17 protein-coding genes are annotated in these 18,137 nt (G+C 42.3%); 16 read left to right on the forward strand and 1 reads right to left on the reverse strand.

What is annotated here, in order from left to right; genetic code table 11:
* The first annotated feature begins 257 nt into the window (after positions 1-257).
* The 16 genes from rpsO (at position 258) to purF (ending at position 17,373) form a co-directional block, all read left to right on the forward strand.
* Positions 258-527, forward strand: coding sequence for a 30S ribosomal protein S15 (gene rpsO, locus ABMY41_RS18990; RefSeq protein WP_054553172.1), 270 nt, complete (start codon positions 258-260; stop codon positions 525-527).
* A gap of 241 nt (positions 528-768) precedes the next feature.
* Positions 769-2,898 (forward strand): polyribonucleotide nucleotidyltransferase, encoded by a 2,130-nt coding sequence (pnp, locus tag ABMY41_RS18995; protein ID WP_349275901.1) that lies wholly within the window; start codon positions 769-771, stop codon positions 2,896-2,898.
* 128 nt (positions 2,899-3,026) lie between these two features.
* A complete protein-coding gene (gene nlpI / locus ABMY41_RS19000; protein ID WP_054553170.1) occupies positions 3,027-3,905 on the forward strand; it encodes a lipoprotein NlpI in 879 nt (292 codons plus the stop codon).
* The gene (locus tag ABMY41_RS19005) at positions 3,889-5,091 is read left to right on the forward strand and encodes a hypothetical protein (protein WP_349275903.1); all 1,203 of its coding nucleotides are present in this window, start codon (positions 3,889-3,891) and stop codon (positions 5,089-5,091) included. The genes nlpI and ABMY41_RS19005 overlap by 17 nt, the downstream gene beginning before the upstream one ends.
* A gap of 212 nt (positions 5,092-5,303) precedes the next feature.
* Entirely contained in the window at positions 5,304-8,096 is a 2,793-nt protein-coding gene (locus ABMY41_RS19010) for a monovalent cation/H+ antiporter subunit A (protein WP_349275905.1), read from the forward strand.
* Positions 8,096-8,440, forward strand: a complete 345-nt coding sequence (locus ABMY41_RS19015) for a Na+/H+ antiporter subunit C (RefSeq protein ID WP_054553167.1) — start codon at positions 8,096-8,098, stop codon at positions 8,438-8,440. The genes ABMY41_RS19010 and ABMY41_RS19015 overlap by 1 nt, the downstream gene beginning before the upstream one ends.
* Complete coding sequence (locus tag ABMY41_RS19020; protein ID WP_349275907.1) at positions 8,437-9,954, forward strand: monovalent cation/H+ antiporter subunit D; 1,518 nt, start codon at positions 8,437-8,439, stop codon at positions 9,952-9,954. Before ABMY41_RS19015 ends, ABMY41_RS19020 begins: the two co-directional genes overlap by 4 nt.
* Positions 9,954-10,490, forward strand: coding sequence for a Na+/H+ antiporter subunit E (locus tag ABMY41_RS19025; protein WP_349275909.1), 537 nt, complete (start codon positions 9,954-9,956; stop codon positions 10,488-10,490). Before ABMY41_RS19020 ends, ABMY41_RS19025 begins: the two co-directional genes overlap by 1 nt.
* Positions 10,484-10,753, forward strand: coding sequence for a K+/H+ antiporter subunit F (locus ABMY41_RS19030; RefSeq protein ID WP_054553164.1), 270 nt, complete (start codon positions 10,484-10,486; stop codon positions 10,751-10,753). The genes ABMY41_RS19025 and ABMY41_RS19030 overlap by 7 nt, the downstream gene beginning before the upstream one ends.
* Positions 10,754-10,761: 8 nt before the next feature.
* Positions 10,762-11,094, forward strand: a complete 333-nt coding sequence (locus ABMY41_RS19035) for a Na+/H+ antiporter subunit G (protein WP_054553163.1) — start codon at positions 10,762-10,764, stop codon at positions 11,092-11,094.
* Positions 11,095-11,235: 141 nt separating this feature from the next.
* On the forward strand, positions 11,236-12,030 hold the full coding sequence (gene truA, locus ABMY41_RS19040) for a tRNA pseudouridine(38-40) synthase TruA (RefSeq protein ID WP_130051968.1): 795 nt from the start codon (positions 11,236-11,238) through the stop codon (positions 12,028-12,030).
* 158 nt (positions 12,031-12,188) lie between these two features.
* A complete protein-coding gene (gene accD, locus ABMY41_RS19045) occupies positions 12,189-13,064 on the forward strand; it encodes an acetyl-CoA carboxylase, carboxyltransferase subunit beta (RefSeq protein ID WP_349275912.1) in 876 nt (291 codons plus the stop codon).
* Between the two features lie 25 nt (positions 13,065-13,089).
* Positions 13,090-14,355, forward strand: coding sequence for a bifunctional tetrahydrofolate synthase/dihydrofolate synthase (gene folC / locus ABMY41_RS19050; RefSeq protein WP_251600412.1), 1,266 nt, complete (start codon positions 13,090-13,092; stop codon positions 14,353-14,355).
* Positions 14,356-14,366: 11 nt separating this feature from the next.
* Positions 14,367-15,020, forward strand: a complete 654-nt coding sequence (locus tag ABMY41_RS19055; RefSeq protein WP_287243622.1) for an SPOR domain-containing protein — start codon at positions 14,367-14,369, stop codon at positions 15,018-15,020.
* Between the two features lie 313 nt (positions 15,021-15,333).
* Positions 15,334-15,828, forward strand: coding sequence for a CvpA family protein (locus tag ABMY41_RS19060; protein WP_036969851.1), 495 nt, complete (start codon positions 15,334-15,336; stop codon positions 15,826-15,828).
* 18 nt (positions 15,829-15,846) lie between these two features.
* A complete protein-coding gene (gene purF, locus ABMY41_RS19065) occupies positions 15,847-17,373 on the forward strand; it encodes an amidophosphoribosyltransferase (protein WP_054562087.1) in 1,527 nt (508 codons plus the stop codon).
* 52 nt (positions 17,374-17,425) lie between these two features.
* On the opposite strand, the gene ABMY41_RS19070 is transcribed toward purF, so the two are convergent.
* Positions 17,426-17,977, reverse strand: a complete 552-nt coding sequence (locus ABMY41_RS19070; RefSeq protein WP_251600416.1) for a DUF308 domain-containing protein — start codon at positions 17,975-17,977, stop codon at positions 17,426-17,428.
* Positions 17,978-18,137: the final 160 nt, after the last annotated feature.

Genomic DNA, 18,137 nt, shown 5'->3' on the forward strand with positions numbered 1-18,137 from the left:
GGATCTGTAATTGAATTAAAATGTTTCAGAAAAGTAGTGCTCATATTTATGCGACCAAGTAATTATTATGCCTTGATCTGATCACTACTTGCTCTATAAGTTCAATTTATAATGATCTTGCCGTGATCAAATCAACTGTCTGAGTAAAGATTACCTTGTAGTTATTAGCAAAGCTGGGTAGAATACGCCCCGCTCAATCGTTTTGGCTGAATTAGTGATCGGCTAAAACACAATTTAAATTAATTTTTGGAGTTACTATGTCACTAAGCAATCAAGAAAAAGTTGAAATCATCGCTAAATTTGCACGCGCTGAAGGCGACACTGGTTCACCTGAAGTACAAGTTGCACTTCTAACTTTCGATATCAACAAGCTTCAAGGTCACTTTGCTAGCCACAAGCACGACTTCCACTCACGTCGTGGTCTTCTTCGCAAAGTAAGCCAACGCCGTAAACTGCTTGACTACCTTAAAGGTAAAGACATTGCACGTTACACTGCGTTAATCCAAGAGCTTGGCCTACGTCGCTAAGAACTAGATTACGAGAAAAGGGGCTATTTAGCCCCTTTTTTTGTGCGAGCATGAAAGGTATACTAGCGCACACCTAGGTAGTGGATACTGCTTAGATATTAAAAACATCATTGCCAATTGTAGTACTTAATCGTGTTTTCATAAGCACAATTAAGTACTGTAATTGGTACTTTGATGGACTATTTTTTACCAATTCGGAGCACAGCTCTGAGTTGCTTTTACATTTAAAGGACATTTTTAAGTGCAAGCAATTATTAAAGAATTTCAACTAGGTCAACACACTGTGACTCTAGAAACTGGTGCTATCGCTCGTCAAGCTGACGGCGCAGTACTAGCAAGCATTGGCGACACTTCAGTATTAGTTACTGTTGTTGGTAAGCGTGATGCACAACCAGGTCAAGACTTCTTCCCACTAACAGTTAACTACCAAGAGCGTATGTACGCTGCAGGTCGTATCCCTGGTGGTTTCCTTAAGCGTGAAGGTCGCCCTAACGATGGCGAAACACTTATCGCTCGTCTAATCGACCGTCCAATCCGTCCACTTTTCCCAGACGGTTTCGTAAACGAAGTACAAGTAATCGCGACAGTTGTTTCTGTTAACCCAGAAATCCAACCTGACATGGTTGCTATGATTGGTACTTCAGCAGCACTTGCTATCTCTGGTATTCCATTCAATGGTCCTATCGGTGCATCACGTGTTGGTTTCATCAACGGTGAATACGTACTTAACCCAACACTCGCTGAGCTTGAAGAAAGTCAATTAGACCTAGTTGTTGCTGGTACTGATAACGCAGTACTTATGGTTGAATCAGAAGCTGAAACACTATCTGAAGACGTAATGTTAGGTGCGGTTGTTTATGGTCATGAGCAATCTCAAGCTGTCATCAACGCAATCAACGAGTTCAAAGCTGAAGCGGGTAAACCTGCTTGGGATTGGACTGCACCAGAGAAAAACGTAACACTTGCTGAGAAAATCTCTGCAATTGCTGCTGATAAAGTAGGTGAAGCATACCGCATCACTGACAAAGTAGCGCGTAAAGAAGCACTAGGTGCAGCGAAAGAAGAAGTTGTTGCTACACTAACAGCTGAACTTGCTGAAGGCGAAGAGCTAGATACGCAAGAAGTTGGCAAATTATTCGGTTCTTTAGAAAAAGAAATCGTTCGTGGCCGTATCATCGCTGGTGAAAAACGTATCGATGGTCGTGAACCAGATATGGTTCGTGCACTAGACGTAATGACGGGTGTTTTACCACGTACTCACGGTTCTGCAATCTTCACACGTGGTGAGACGCAAGCACTTGTAACTGCAACGCTTGGTACTGAGCGTGATTCACAGTTAATCGACGACTTAACAGGTACTAACAAGCATCACTTCATGCTTCACTACAACTTCCCTCCGTTCTGTGTAGGTGAAACAGGTTTTGTAGGCTCTCCTAAGCGTCGTGAAATTGGTCACGGTAACCTAGCTAAGCGTGGTATTGCTGCGGTACTACCTACACTTACTGACTTCCCATACTCAATCCGTGTTGTTTCAGAAATCACTGAATCAAACGGTTCATCGTCTATGGCATCAGTATGTGGTACGTCACTAGCACTTATGAACGCAGGTGTTCCAATTAAAGCATCTGTTGCTGGTATCGCGATGGGTCTAGTTAAAGAAGGCGACGATTTCGTTGTTCTTTCAGATATCTTAGGTGATGAAGATCACTTAGGTGACATGGACTTTAAAGTAGCGGGTACTTCAAACGGTATCACTGCACTACAAATGGATATCAAGATCGAAGGTATCACTAAAGAAATCATGCAAATCGCTCTTAAACAAGCGAAAGCAGCACGTCTACACATCTTAGGTGTTATGGACGAAGCGATTGCAGCACCTTCTGAAGAGTTATCTCAATTCGCACCACGCATCTACACAATGCAAATCCCTGCGAAGAAAATTGCTGAAGTTATCGGTAAAGGTGGCGCAACTATCCGTCAACTTACTGAAGAAACTGGCACAACGATCGAAATCGAAGATGACGGTACAATCAAGATCGCTGCAACTGACGGCATCAGCGCAAACGATGCAATCAAGCGTATTGAGCAATTAACTGCTGAGCTAGAAGTAGGTACTATCTACACTGGTAAAGTTGTACGTATCGTTGATTTTGGTGCGTTCGTTAATATCCTTCCGGGTAAAGACGGTCTAGTGCACATTTCACAAATCAGCACAGAGCGTGTTAACAACGTAACTGACCACCTAAGCGAAGGCCAAGAAGTTAAAGTTAAAGTTCTTGAAGTAGATCGCCAAGGTCGTGTACGTCTAAGCATCAAAGAAGCAATGGAACCAGCTGCTGAAGAAAAAGCAGAAGAGTCTAAAGACGCTTAATGATGATTGAATAACCAGTTATTTGCTGGATATAAGAAAAAGGGGCTGTTTAGCCCCTTTTTTTATGCTTTAATGAAACCTATCCGCTTCGCCTTTGTCTACAGAGAATTCAGGTATTAAGGAATTTAATGATTTTTAAACACTTAGCATTGACCGCTGTGGCTATTTTTTCTTTAAGTGCATGTCAAACAACTTCACAACCTGAGTCAGTCCCTATTGTTAATGTGCCTTTTACCGCACCATTAGCGCCTGATTTTCGTAACGAAATTACGATTGCTCGCTATTCTGAACTACTAAATCGTGCTGATTTAAGTGCCGAGCAACAAGCCAAACTTTATTATGATCGCGGTGTATTATTTGACAGCTTAGGTATGTCGACCTTAGCGCGTATTGACTTTAACCGTGCGATTAAGCTCAAACCAGACCTAGCAGAAGTGTATAATTTCTTAGGCATTCATCACACACTAATGCAGCAGTATGAACAAGCTTATGAGTTCTTTGATTCGGCACTTGAGCTTAACGAGCAGCATGAGTATGCCTATTTAAATCGTGGTATTGCCCTTTACTATGGTGACCGTCCATCACTTGCGCAAGATGATTTACAGCAGTTTTTAAATCGTTCACCGAGCGATCCTTATCGTGTGTTATGGCTTTATTTAGCTCAATCAGAAGCTGATAAAGCGCAGGCCTTAGTTGATTTAAAAGCTAACTCGCAGGGTGTTGATGAGTCTCAATGGGGTTACCAACTGTTGGCACTTTATTTAGGTGACATCAGTGAGTTTGAGTTTTTATCTGGCATTATTGAAGGTGTGACTTCAGAGCAAGAGTATGCGCACCGCTTATGCGAAGCTTATTTCTACCTAGCGAAGATGCATCAAGCGGCGGGTGATAACTATCTTGCTGCCGATTACTTTAGACTTGCCCTTGCCACCAATGTGCATGAGTTTGTTGAATACAAATATGCCCGTTTAGAGCTTGAGTTAATGGCTGGTGAAAACGCAAGCTAAGGTTTCTTTTACTGCTATTCTATTACTGAGCTTGGGTTTCGTACCAAGCTCAGTGTCTCGTTTTATTCCCGCTTATGCTTATTACGCAAATACTACTCCTTCACAAGCAACAGCTATCTATTATTTAGCACCCAGTGCCATTAATTTGCAGCATTTAGTGCTGAGTAACTCACAGCTTCGTCAGTTAGCAAGGCTTAATGATAGTAATGCGGCGTATCAGCTTGCGCTCAGATTTTTGCTGCAACATGATTACACCGCAGCAAAATTATGGTGGCAGCCTTACTTTGCTACATTCAATTCAGCTCAGCAACAAACCTTAGCGGAGCAGCTAGTCAGAGCAAACCAGTGGCTCGATATAAGTTACCTAGGTAAAGCTGGCAAGTTACCTGAGGGAAATGCCAAGCAAGCTTGGCTGTTGCAGCAACAAATGCCGCCAGCTCAAATTGACCCAGCTTATGCGCAGCAACAGCAATTAGCCTTATCAACATCAAGTGTAAAGGCAAGCAGTCAGTGCCAATTTAATGTTTTAATGATGACAGATCATTACAATGGTATTGATACTTTAAAGCAGTATAAGCAGCAATACAGTAAAGCGCCTGAGCCTGCAAAAGGCAGCTTTTGTTTTACTGACATTGTTTATGTTGCTGATAAGTTTAGCTGTGATGGCAGCGGTGGGGCGCTTAAGTGTGATTGGCAAAATGCAGCAGCGCATCCATGGCCCGAAGGTTTTGACTTTATTGTGATGATGTCAAAGCAAGGGGCTGCTAATGTGCTTGGCGGGATTATGCATATCAATTCATCGCAATCTTATGCGGTATTTTTACATGAGTTAATGCATTTCAATGGCTTTGAAGATGAGTATGTTTTAGCAGAGCAAAAACAACAGTGGCTGTGTAAGCAACAGGGGCTGGTTGCGCCAAATCTGTTTATTGCAAATGAGGTTTCCCCACCAAAAGGCTGGCAAAAAAGTATCGCCTGTAGCAATCAGTTAGCCTATAAACCAAGCCCTAATTGGTCAATTATGCAATACCAAACAATGAGCTTGTCTGAGCAATACCGTGAGCTTTGGGAAAAACAAATTAACCAGCCCTTAACAAAGCCGATTCGGTTTTCTGAATATTTTGCCTTTTTAGGCTTAACGCCAGTGTTTACAACAGCTTCCAAAGAGCAGAAATTTTCTGACTAATCGTCTATTTATTGCTATTTTAGTATGCAAAGCGGTTAAATGTTGTGCAAATAGGTTTGTCTCCTATAGACAAAATAGCACCTGATCAGTATAACTATACGCATTGTAAGCTTTTTTTTGAAGCCAACTTTTAACCATCCAAATGAACAGTACGCAACTAATTAAAACTAGAGCGGTATTGATATTCTTATGACACTAAAAGGCTCCTAATTATGACTTTGCTCTGGATACCCCTGTTATCCTTAATCGGCAGTGTTATTTCATCCTGCACTTCAAAACTAACACGTAACCAAAGCACTGCTTTGACCATGTTAGCGCCTTTGATTGCCCTTGGAATTGTATTTTCGTATACCCCTGCAGTCTTTTCTGGTGAAACAATTCGCTACACTGCTGAGTGGATCCCTCTTTTAAACATGCAAGTCTCGTTTCGACTTGATGGTTTAACGTTACTTTTTCTATATATGATATTGGGTATCGGTACCCTGGTGATTTTTTATGCGCGTTATTACTTGAGTAGTAGCGACTCAATGCCAAAGCTATACTGCTATTTAATGCTATTTATGACCGCAATGGTCGGCATCGTGATGTCGAATAATGTCATCCAGCTGTGGTTTTTCTGGGAGCTCACCAGTATTAGCTCGTTCTTATTGATTAGCTATTGGTGGCATAAGTCAGAAGCTCGCAAAGGCGCGCGTATGGCACTTGCTATTACCGGTGCCGGTGGTCTTGCGTTACTAGCAGGTTTATTACTAATTGGTGATATTGTTGGTAGCTATAATCTTGATGTGATTTTAGCAAGCAAAGCGCTTATTCAATCTCATGCACTTTATGAAGCTGCGCTGGTATTAGTGCTTTTAGGTGCATTTACCAAATCTGCACAATTTCCATTTCATTTTTGGTTACCACATGCCATGGCAGCACCGACACCAGTCAGTGCCTACTTGCACTCCGCAACCATGGTTAAAGCAGGTATCTTTTTATTAGCGCGTTTTTATCCAGCGCTATCAGGCACAGATACTTGGTTTATCTTAGTGGCGATGACGGGTCTGGCTACTTTATTGGTTGGCGCTTATATCGCGCTATTTAAGCATGATTTAAAAGGCTTGCTGGCTTATTCAACAATCAGCCATTTAGGTTTAATTACCTTACTGCTTGGTTTAGACACTGAGCTTGCTACAGTGGCTGCTATCTTCCACATCATTAACCACGCAACCTTTAAAGCGTCGTTATTTATGGCAACGGGTATCATTGACCATGAAACTGGCACTCGTGATATGCGTAAACTTAATGGTATGTGGCGATTTATGCCGTATACCGCCACACTTGCTATGGTAGCAGCGGCAGCCATGGCGGGCGTGCCACTGTTAAATGGTTTCTTGTCGAAAGAGATGTTCTTTGCCGAAACACTGCATCAGCAAGTGCTTGGCTCTATGTCTTGGTTAATTCCAGTGTTAGCAACGATTGCTGGTGCACTCTCTGTCGCGTATTCAGCACGCTTTATTCACGACGTGTTTTTTAACGGCGACCCAATCGATTTGCCAAAACAGCCTCATGAGCCACCACGCTATATGCGTGTACCAATCGAAATTTTGGTTGTGCTGTGTTTACTCGTCGGTATGTTCCCGCACTTTGCAGTAAGTGATATTTTAGCTTCGGCGTCTTATGCAGTGCTTGGCGATGCAGCCCCAGATTATAAGCTATCTGTATGGCATGGCTTTAATTTACCGCTGTTAATGAGCTTTATTGCTACAAGCGTGGGCGTGATGATTTATGTGCAGCGTAAGCACCTGTTCCACTTCCAAGCTTCATTGCCAACTTTGAATGCTAAGAAAGGCTTTGAGCGTGGCTTATATAGCTTAATTAAGTGGTCACAAGAAAAGATTAAACGAATCGAAAATGGCTCGTTACAGCGCTATGCCTTTGTGATGATTGCTGTGGTGCTTATGTGTGCGGGCTGGCCTTTATTTGAAATGCGCCAGTTAGCAGGAGCAAGTGAGTTAACCCCAATTGATTTCCATAATGCTATTGGTGCTGGCTTACTAATAATTGGTGCGCTGGCAACGGTTATTTGGCACCGCTCACGAATGATATCTTTGATTATGATTTCAATCGTAGGCCTGATGGTATCTGTTGCTTTCACTCGATTCTCTGCGCCTGATTTAGCACTGACTCAGTTAACGGTTGAAGTTGTCACCGTAATGCTACTGATGCTTGCACTGTTCTTTTTACCACAGCGTACTCCGAAAGAGTCAAGCTCATTGCGTATTCTGCGAGACTTGGGTATCTCATCGGCAATTGGTGTGATTGTGGCGAGTATTTGTTATGCGCTTCTAACAAGACCACTTGAATCAATTTCTGACTTCTTTGTTGCCAATGCAAAAACTGGCGGTGGTGGTACTAACGTTGTAAACGTTATCCTCGTTGACTTTAGGGGTTTTGATACCCTTGGTGAGATTACCGTATTGGGTATTGCTGCGTTAGGTATTTATAAGCTTCTTATTAACTTGCCGCTGTTTATGCCAGCAAGTGATAGTGAAGGGCGCCCATGGGCAAGAGAGCGTTACCCAATTCTATTATCGAGTATTTCACAAAGCTTGTTACCACTTGCATTACTTGTGTCTGCGTATATTTTCTTACGTGGTCATAACTTACCAGGTGGGGGCTTTATTGCAGGACTGGTTACCGCGATTGCATTTATTTTGCAATATATGGCAAATGGTTCGCACTGGATTGCAGACAGATTTGACGTGAATTATCGTAAGATTATTGCGTCAGGTATTGCTATTGCATTGTTTACAGGTATTGGGAGTTGGTTCTTCGAACGTCCATTCCTAACAACCTGGTTTGATTATTTTGATATTCCGCTAGTCGGCAAGACAGAACTTGCTAGTGCTATCGTATTTGATTTAGGTGTGTATTTAACTGTTGTAGGTGCAACGCTGATGATTTTAGCAAGTTTAGGTAAATTAACTGCTGATACACCCAAGCAAGAGGTAAATATTTAATGGAAGTATTGTACGCATCATGCGTCGGCGTGCTGGTTGCATGCGGAATTTACTTAATATTACGGGCTCGTACCTTCCCGGTGGTACTCGGCCTGACTATGTTGTCGTATGCAGTTAACCTGTTTTTATTCTCTTCAGGTCGTTTAACTATTAACAAAGCGGCTGTACTTGGTACAGGCAGTGAGTATGCCGATCCACTCCCTCAAGCGCTGGTTTTAACCGCGATTGTAATTGGCTTTGCGATGACCGCTTTTGTGGTTATTTTAGCAATTCGTGGTCGTGCTGACTTGGGTAATGACCATGTTGATGGTCACCTTGTAAAATCATCGAAGGAGCAAAAATGATTCAGCATTTAGCTTCTTTACCAATTTTAATTCCGATGTTGGCAGGGGTTATTTTACTCATGCCGCCATGTGGAAAAAACTTACATATCCGTCGTGTTTCGTCGGTTATTTTGTCGATTGTCACACTGTTGGTAAGTGCTTATTTATTATTTCACGTAAATAGTACCGCACCGCTTGTTTATGCAATTGGTGATTGGTCTGCACCATTTGGTATTGTGCTGGTTGCCGATAGGCTAGCAGCGCTACTTGTGCTACTTACCAGTTTCCTTGGTGCGGTCGTAGTGCTTTATAGCTGTGCAGGTGATGATAAAAAAGGGAGCTTTTTCCATCCGTTAGTGCACTTTTTAGTGTTGGGTGTTAATGGTGCCTTTTTAACGGGTGATGTATTTAACCTATTCGTATTTTTTGAAGTGCTGTTGATTGCTTCGTATTCATTATTGATGCATGCCGGCAACAAACATAGTACCCGAGCTGCACTGCAGTACGTCATTTTAAACCTGATTGGTTCAAGCGTATTCTTAATTGCGCTGGGTGTTCTTTATGGAGTGTTAGGCACATTGAACATTGCTGATTTAGCGCAAAAAGTACCACAGCTGACGGGTGATGATGTTTACCTTGCTAAAATTGGTGGCTTGCTGTTAATCGTGGTATTTGCGTTAAAAGGCGCGTTATTACCGTTACATTTATGGCTACCGAATACCTACGCCAGTGCAATGCCATTAGTTGCTGCATTATTCGCGATTATGACCAAGGTCGGTGTGTATGCCATGTTGCGCGTGTATACCGTAATATTTGGTGATAATGCTGGCGAACTCGCTCACATGGCACAGCCTTGGTTATGGGGCTTAGCACTAGCGACCATAGTGATGGGTGGTATTGGTGTATTAGCGAGTCAAGATTTTAGAAAGCTTATTGCGAATCTGGTGGTTGTATCTGTGGGTACTTTAGTGGCATTGGTTGCGATTCAGAATGTCTCTGCAACAGCTGCATTACTTTACTACTTAGTGCATTCAACCATTATTTGCGCTGCACTATTCTTAATTGCTGATTTAATTGCTCAGCAACGTGGTAAAGTTGCCGACCGATTAGTCGCAGGGCGCGCCGTTGCACAGCCATATTTACTTGGTACTTGTTTTGTAGTGGCTGCGCTTGCTGTTGTTGGTATGCCACCGTTATCTGGCTTTGTCGGCAAAGTATGGATTTTAAAGAGCACGCTAGATAGCGAAAAAGCCATGTTGTTTTGGCCAATCTACCTAGTTTCGAGTTTAGCGTTATTAGTGGCGGTTTCACGAGCCGGTACCAGTTTATTTTGGGATCACACCCATAAAGACAGTGAAGCAATTGAAGGCACCAAAGCACACCCTGTTAAAGTGATAGCTGTAGTTGCATTACTTGCGTGTTCACCATTAATGGTTGTATTTGCAGGACCTATTTCAGACTATATGTTAGCAACGTCAGAGCAGTTGTTTGATATCAACACTAGCATCAACGCTGTATTACAAGGAGGCCAATAATGCGTTTAGAAGCTCGCTTTCGTTGGTTGCCAACACCATTTCGCAGTGTTTTATTATTCATTGTATGGCTGTTGTTAAATAATAGTGTGTCGCCAGGACATCTGTTTTTAGCTGCATTTTTTGCTATTACTATTCCGTGGATCACATTCCCATTTCGTGATCCACAGCCTCTTATTGTAAGGCCAGGTCTTGTGTTTAGGCACTTATTGTTAGTGCTGTACGATATTGTCACTGCTAACTTACAAGTTGCTCTGTTGATCCTTGGGCCGACGAAAAAGTTACGCCCAGGTTTTATCAAAGTACCATTGGATTTAAGCCATGAAATGCCAATCACTATTTTGGCAAGCACAGTATCTTTAACACCAGGTACAGTGAGCGCAGAGGTTTATCCTATTCCTGAGTCACTCGAAGAGGGCGAAGAAATTCAGCAGCGCTACTTATTGATCCATGTACTCGATTTAGCTGATGAACAAGCGTTAATTAATACTATTAAGCAGCGCTACGAAGCACCGCTTAAGGAGATTTTTCGATGCTAGATACCGTTTTTCTAATTGTTTTTGCAATGATAGCCATATCTTTATTGTTAAACCTATGGCGTTTAATTGTTGGGCCGTCGGTACCTGATCGTATATTGGCTTTAGATACTATGTTCATAAATACTATTGCTTTAATTATTCTGTATGGCATGAGCATGGGCACTGATTTATATTTTGAAGCCGCATTATTAATCGCCATGCTTGGCTTTGTGAGCACTGTAGCGGTATGTAAATACTTGCTGCGCGGCGATATTATTGAATAAGGTAACGAATGATGAGTGAATGGATTGTATCAATCTTATTATTAATTGGTGGTTGCTTTATTCTTATAGGTTCAATCGGACTTGTGAAGATGCCTGACTTTTTTATGCGCCTGCACGGTCCAACTAAAGCAACAACGCTTGGCATGGCATCATTGCTAATTGCTGCCATGGTGTATTTTAGCTACACCCACGATGGCATCAGTGTGAAAGAAATTTTGATTTCAATTTTCTTACTGATCACCGCACCTATTAGCGGCTATATGCTGATCAAATCAGCTATCCATCATAAGCTGCGTGCTAAAGATGGCACCAAGGGCCTCGATAACATCGAAGAAGATTAATACCAGCTCGCAACTATAGTTAAGCGAATTGGTGTGATATCTGAGTAACCAGAACAATGTGATCTACTACAGTGGCTTTTATTGCGCTCGTAGATCGCATAAAATGCCCCGTCATTTAGTACAGTAGGTAAATAGAGCATTATGCGAGTAGCACTTGGAGTAGAGTACAACGGCGCGCGTTACAGTGGTTGGCAACGTCAATCACACGTCAATAGCGTACAACAAGAAGTAGAAACGGCGTTGTCGCGTATTTGTAATCATCCAGTCGAAATAGTTTGTGCAGGCCGCACCGATGCGGGTGTACATGGCACCGGGCAGGTGATCCATTTTGATACTCACGCTGAGCGTGAAATGGTTGCGTTTACGATGGGTATGAATACCTTACTGCCAAAAGATATAGCTATTCGCTTTGCCCAGCCTGTAAGCGAAGACTTTCATGCTCGTTTTAGTGCCACAGCACGTCGCTATCGCTATGTGATTTATAATTACACCTATCGCGGCGCTATCATGAGTGAAGGGGTGACCCATTTTCATCACCCATTAGACGAAACTAAAATGCAAGAAGCCTGTCAATATTTAATAGGTGAGCATGACTTTACTTCGTTTAGAGCACTACACTGCCAAGCAAATACAGCAAATCGTACTATTCACCATTTATCGGTAAAACGCCAAGGTGATTATGTGATCATTGATATTAAAGCCAATGCGTTTTTACATCACATGGTACGAAACATCACCGGGTGTTTGATGGACATTGGTCTGCATAAGCATGAACCTGTGTGGTTAAAAGAATTACTCGATTTAAAAGAGCGCGCTAAGGCAAGTGCAACAGCAAAAGCCGCTGGCCTTTACTTAGTTGACGTGGATTACCCAGAACATTTTGGCATTCCTAAAACACCATTAGGGCCTTTGTTCTTACCTGATTCAGACAGTTAGACTTTAGTAGACTACTACTAAGACCAGTTTTTTATATCGTCTGCGGGTAATTCATGTTTTAATTGAAAAAATCTGTCTGTTTATTTGTTATAAGAAACACAAGCGAGTGTTTCCAATTAAACAGACTGCGACACAGAACAGCATTAAGAGAGTTGCAAATGAGTTGGTTAGAAAAAATCTTACCTAAAACGACTAAATCATCAGGTCGTAAAGAAATCCCAGAAGGGGTTTGGGCTAAGTGTACAGACTGTGATTCAATTTTATATAAAGCAGAACTAGAAAAAGCACTCAACGTGTGTCCTAAGTGTGATCACCACATGCGTTTAAGTGGCCGTAAACGTCTTGAAAACTTTTTAGATGATGCTGACCGCCAAGAAATTGGTGCAGAGCACGAACCAAAAGACGTATTAAAGTTTAAAGATTCTAAAAAATACTCTGACCGTATTACCCAAGCACAAAAAGCAAGTGGCGAGAAAGACGCACTTGTAGCAATGAAGGGCCGCCTAAAAGGCATTCCTGTTGCTGCTGTTGCTTTTGAGTTCTCGTTTATGGGTGGTTCAATGGCGTCAGTAGTAGGTGCTCGTTTTGTTGAAGCTGTAGATCAATGTTTAGAGCACGACATGCCACTTATTTGCTTCTCTGCATCAGGCGGCGCACGTATGCAAGAAGCTCTTATGTCATTAATGCAGATGGCTAAAACAAGTGCTGCACTTGCAAAAATGAGCGAAAAAGGCTTACCGTTTATTTCAGTATTAACTGATCCAACAATGGGTGGTGTATCTGCATCACTGGCAATGCTTGGTGATGTAAACGTTGCAGAACCTAAAGCGCTTATCGGTTTTGCGGGTCCTCGTGTAATCGAGCAAACAGTTCGTGAAACGCTTCCTGAAGGTTTCCAACGCAGTGAGTTCTTGCTAGAGCATGGTGCAATCGACATGATTGTAGACCGTCGTGAAATGCGTGGCACCCTTGCACGTATCTTAGCGAAATTTATGAACTTGCCTTCTACTGAACAAGAGCATAGAGTAGCGTAAATTTCAGCTTAACTGATTAAACGCTATGACAGAAATCCTTCCTAGCCAATCATCAAGCCTTGATGATTGGCTTTGTTATTTAGAAAGTGTCCATCCTGCTAATATCGAAATGGGTTTAGAGCGCGTAGAACGCGTGGCAAACCAAGTCGGCTTACTCGATACATCAAGCAAAATAATCCTAATTGCAGGTACTAATGGTAAAGGGACCACAGCCCGTTGCCTAGAAAGCTTATTACTTGCACAGGGTTACAGTGTGGGTACTTATGCTTCGCCGCATCTTATTCGTTACAACGAGCGCGTACGCATTAATGGCCAAGAGCTTGACGATCAATTCCATGTTGATGCTTTCGATATGCTTGAAAAAGGCCGTGGTGACACGCAGCTTACTTATTTTGAGTACGGTACCCTAGGCGCACTGGCTATTTTCAAACGTCACGCCGTTGATTATGTGCTGCTAGAAGTGGGGCTGGGTGGCCGTTTTGATGCGACTAATATCGTGAACCCACATGCTTGTGTGATCACCACCATAGATTTAGACCATAAAGAATACCTAGGTGATACTCGTGAACTTGTTGGTTACGATAAAGCCGGTATTTTCCGTACCAATACACCAGCTATTGTTGGCGATTTAGCTATTCCACATACAGTGACTGATTATGGTAATGAAATTAACGCTGATATGGTGCTATCAGGCCGTGACTTCATATTCACAGAAGATAATGAAGGCTTTAACTGGCAGTACCAAGGTAACGATTGGCGCTTAGCTAAGCCCGCTATCCCTTGTCAAAATGCAGCAACCGCGTTGACCCTACTTGCAAAACTTGAGCTATTGCCAAGTGAGCAACAAGTGCGTGATTGCTTGGCGAATCTAACTGTAGAAGGGCGCTTTCAGCAGTTAAGTCAGCAGCCGCTTGTTTTTACCGATGTTGCACATAATCCTGAGTCAGCTAGATATTTGGCACGCAAATTAAGCGTGTATAAAGATCAAGGGTTTAAAATTCATGCATTAGTCGCTATGCTTGCAGATAAAGATAAAGTGGCTGCAATGTCGGCCGTGGCAAATGTTGTTGACCAGTGGTCGTTAGCAAGCTTAGATTGTTTTCGTGGCGACAAAGTTGAGAATCTTGCTAAAGCACTAGCCGAAACCACATCAACAGCGCCTAGTACGCACTATGAGAGTGTTGAAACTGCGCTAGATACGTTATTACCAAATGTTGATGAAAACACGTTAGTGATTGTGTTCGGTTCGTTTATAACTGTGGCTGCAGCCATCAATTACTTTAAAAAATAGAGAGGAAATCGGTGAACGCAGGGTTTATTAATCGCTTAGTAGGCACCACGATTGTGGTTGTGGCGGCTATTGTCTTCATTCCAAACATTTTGGATGGTGAGAAGGTTCATTATAAAGAAGGCTTTAAAGCTATTCCTGAACGCCCTGAGTTCACTACGATAGACTTGCAAGAGGTGATTGATAATAAAGTCGCCTCTGCCGAGCAACCCTCGCAAATCCCGGTTGAAGATACGCAAGCAAACGATGCTGATCTTGTCGCAAATGAAACCCAGCAAATTGATACTGCACCGCAAATGGTTGAAGCTTCAACTGATGAGCCGGTAATTAACAAAGCTGAGCCGAAAGTTGCAGTGCAAGAGCCTGTCAAGCCAGCTGCTAAAACGCCTGAGCCAACCCGTAAGCCAGAAGAGAACCTCACACAAATGGCTTATGTTATTCAACTGGGCAGTTTTTCTCATGCACCTAATGTGAAATCACTACAAGAAAAATTAAAAGCGAATGGTTTCAAAACCTTCACTCGCCCAATCAAAACCCCGAACGGTACACTGACAAAAGTCTTTGTAGGTCCTTCACTTAGCAAGAAAGAGTTAGAAAGTAAGCTTCCTGAGTTAAAGCAGTTAACCAAGTTAAATGGCAAAGTTACTCAATTTGAAATTACAAAATGATCTGGCAATTCCAAATACCCAAACCACCTGTAGATCCATGATTCAGCGCTATCACAGGGTTTTCAATACAAGGCGTGGCGATGCAGGAATGTAGGTACCTTTCAAATTGCCACAACACAGTAGTGGAAGCCCTGTGAAGCGCCCGAAGGGCATGGCTAAAACGCATTTATTCTGCGTTATTGATTTTGACAAGGGGACACCATTCCCTACAATCAATGCCTTGCCTAAATGCGTTTTATCTCATGCTGAATTCTTGCATCCACAGGTGGTTTGGGTATAGAATGCGCCCCAAATTAACGACTAGTTGGTTCTTATGATCTGGGTTGATTACGCCATACTTGGCATTATTGCACTATCCACTATCATCGGCTTAATACGTGGCTTTGTAAAAGAAGCAATGTCATTAGCTGTATGGGCTGGCGCATTTATCATCTCTAGTTTGTTTTACCAATATTTAGCATCCTTCCTAACAAGTATTTCAGAACCCCTTTTAAGAAATGCAGCCGCAATAGCCATATTATTCTTTGCGACACTCCTGTTGGGTGGGTTACTAAACTATATTTTAGGTGAACTTGTACAACGTACTGGTTTATCTGGCACAGACCGTGTTTTCGGCATAGTGTTTGGTGCTCTTCGTGGCGTGTTGGTCGTAAGCGCGTTACTCTTCTTTCTTGATGCTTTTACCGGTGCACCTAATACGCATTGGTGGGGCAACTCTATTTTGATTCCAGAATTTGGCTTTGTTGTTGAGTGGTTCTTCTCGTACCTCGAAAACAACTCGAGCTTTTTAAATTCTGTAAACCGTTAATCGGCGAGGATAAATTTAATGTGTGGTATCGTTGGCATAGTCGGAACTTCTCCTGTTAATCAGGCGTTATATGACGGCTTAACTGTTTTGCAACACCGCGGTCAAGATGCAGCTGGCATCATTACCATTGAAAACAACACGTTTAGCTTACGTAAAGCCAATGGCCTTGTAAAAGATGTATTTCATACACGCCATATGAAACGTCTGCAAGGTACAATTGGTATTGGCCATGTTCGCTACCCGACAGCTGGTTCTTCTAGCTCGTCTGAAGCGCAACCTTTCTATGTTAACTCGCCATTTGGTATCGCACTTGCGCACAATGGTAACTTAACAAACGCAGAAGCATTAAAGCAGCAATTATTTTCAGAAGCTCGCCGTCATGTTAATACAACATCTGACTCTGAAATTTTACTTAACATCATGGCGCATGAATTAAGTAAATCGAACAAGCTAAAACTTGATGCTGAAGATATCTTCACAGCGGTAACTGAAGTGAATAATAAAGTAACCGGTGGTTATGCAACAATTGCAATGATCATTGGTCACGGTATTGTTGCGTTTCGTGATCCGAACGGTATTCGCCCATTAGTATTTGGTAAGCGTGAAACTGCAAATGGTACTGAGTACATGTTTGCATCAGAAAGCGTTGCTTTAAAAACAGATGGCTTTGAGTTTGTTCGTGACGTTGCACCAGGTGAAGCTATTTACGTAACTGAAGATGGTCAACTTTTCTCACAAGCGTGTGCTGAAAAAGCAACTTACTCGCCATGTATCTTTGAGTTTGTTTACTTTGCGCGCCCAGACTCAACAATTGACCGTATGTCTGTTTATGCAACACGTGTAAACATGGGTACTAAGTTAGGTGAGAAAATCGCACGTGAATGGGCTGACAAAGACATCGACGTGGTTATTCCAATCCCAGAAACATCATGTGACGTAGCACTTGAGATTGCATCAGCCCTTAACCTGCCATACCGCCAAGGTTTTGTTAAAAACCGCTACATTGGCCGTACGTTTATCATGCCAGGTCAAGAAATGCGTAAGAAGTCAGTTCGTCAAAAACTGAATGCCATTGACCGTGAGTTCAAAGGTAAAAACGTATTACTTGTTGATGACTCTATTGTGCGTGGTACAACGTCAGCGCAAATCGTTGAGATGGCTCGTGAGTCAGGTGCGAAGAACGTTTACTTCGCATCAGCAGCGCCAGAGATTCGTTTTCCGAACGTTTACGGTATTGATATGCCATCGGCAGCTGAGCTAATTGCTCATGGCCGTGAAGTTGAAGATATCAACGCAAGCATTGGTGCAGATGGCCTAATCTATCAATCGCTAGATGACTTAATCTCGGCTGTAAGCCAAGAAAACCCAGAAATCACCCGTTTTGAAACATCAGTATTTGATGGTCAATACATCACAGGTGATATCGACCAAGATTACCTAAACCACATTGACCGTTTACGTAATGATTCGGCGAAATCAACTCGTGAAAATGCGATGTCAGCGAGTTTAGAGTTACATAACCAAGAAGAAAACAGCGCTGATTAATCAGCCTTGATTTGATTGGTATAAAAAAGGAGCTGAATAGCTCCTTTTTGTTTTATATTTGAGAGTGTTGCATTTTTTTTAGTTTTAAAGCCAACAACACCATCATTATGCCAAATACGACGGCATAGGTTGCAACCAGCCATAGTAGGGTGATTATGCCCGCGCCAGGGTTAAATATCAGATAACCACCAAAGATAATTGAAATAATACCGCTACCAATTAACAGCCATTCATTACTAATTTCTTTGCGTAGCTTACTCGCAATCAATATTTCAATTACTCCGATAGCAATGGCCCATGCGGCAATAAAGTACAGCATTAAGATAGCCGTTACGTTGGGAGCAAACAAGGTTACAAGTGCAGCAGCAATTGAAATTAAACCACCCACTAATAGCATCCACCAAAGTGGGTTTTCACTTTTTGAAGCAATAGCTAACCAAGTTCTAATGGCACCATCGACAAAAAAGTAAGCGGCGAAAATAAACATCAGAATCGCTAATGAGGCTTCTGGGGCAAACCAACCACATAAGCCAAAAATGATGGCAATGGCACCGTGGATCATTAATGATGACCAATGGGGGATCAGTGAACTTGAGATTTGCATAATAGTATCCTTTGCTTAAGTCACTATATAACTAACACGGCAAGATCATTATAAATTGAACTTATAGAGCAAGTAGTGATCAGATCAAGGCATAATAATTACTTGGTCGCATAAATATGAGCACTACTTTTCTGAAACATTTTAATTCAATTACAGATCC

It is taken from the genome of Pseudoalteromonas sp. BZA4, assembly GCF_040104395.1.
In the GTDB taxonomy this organism is placed as follows: domain Bacteria; phylum Pseudomonadota; class Gammaproteobacteria; order Enterobacterales; family Alteromonadaceae; genus Pseudoalteromonas.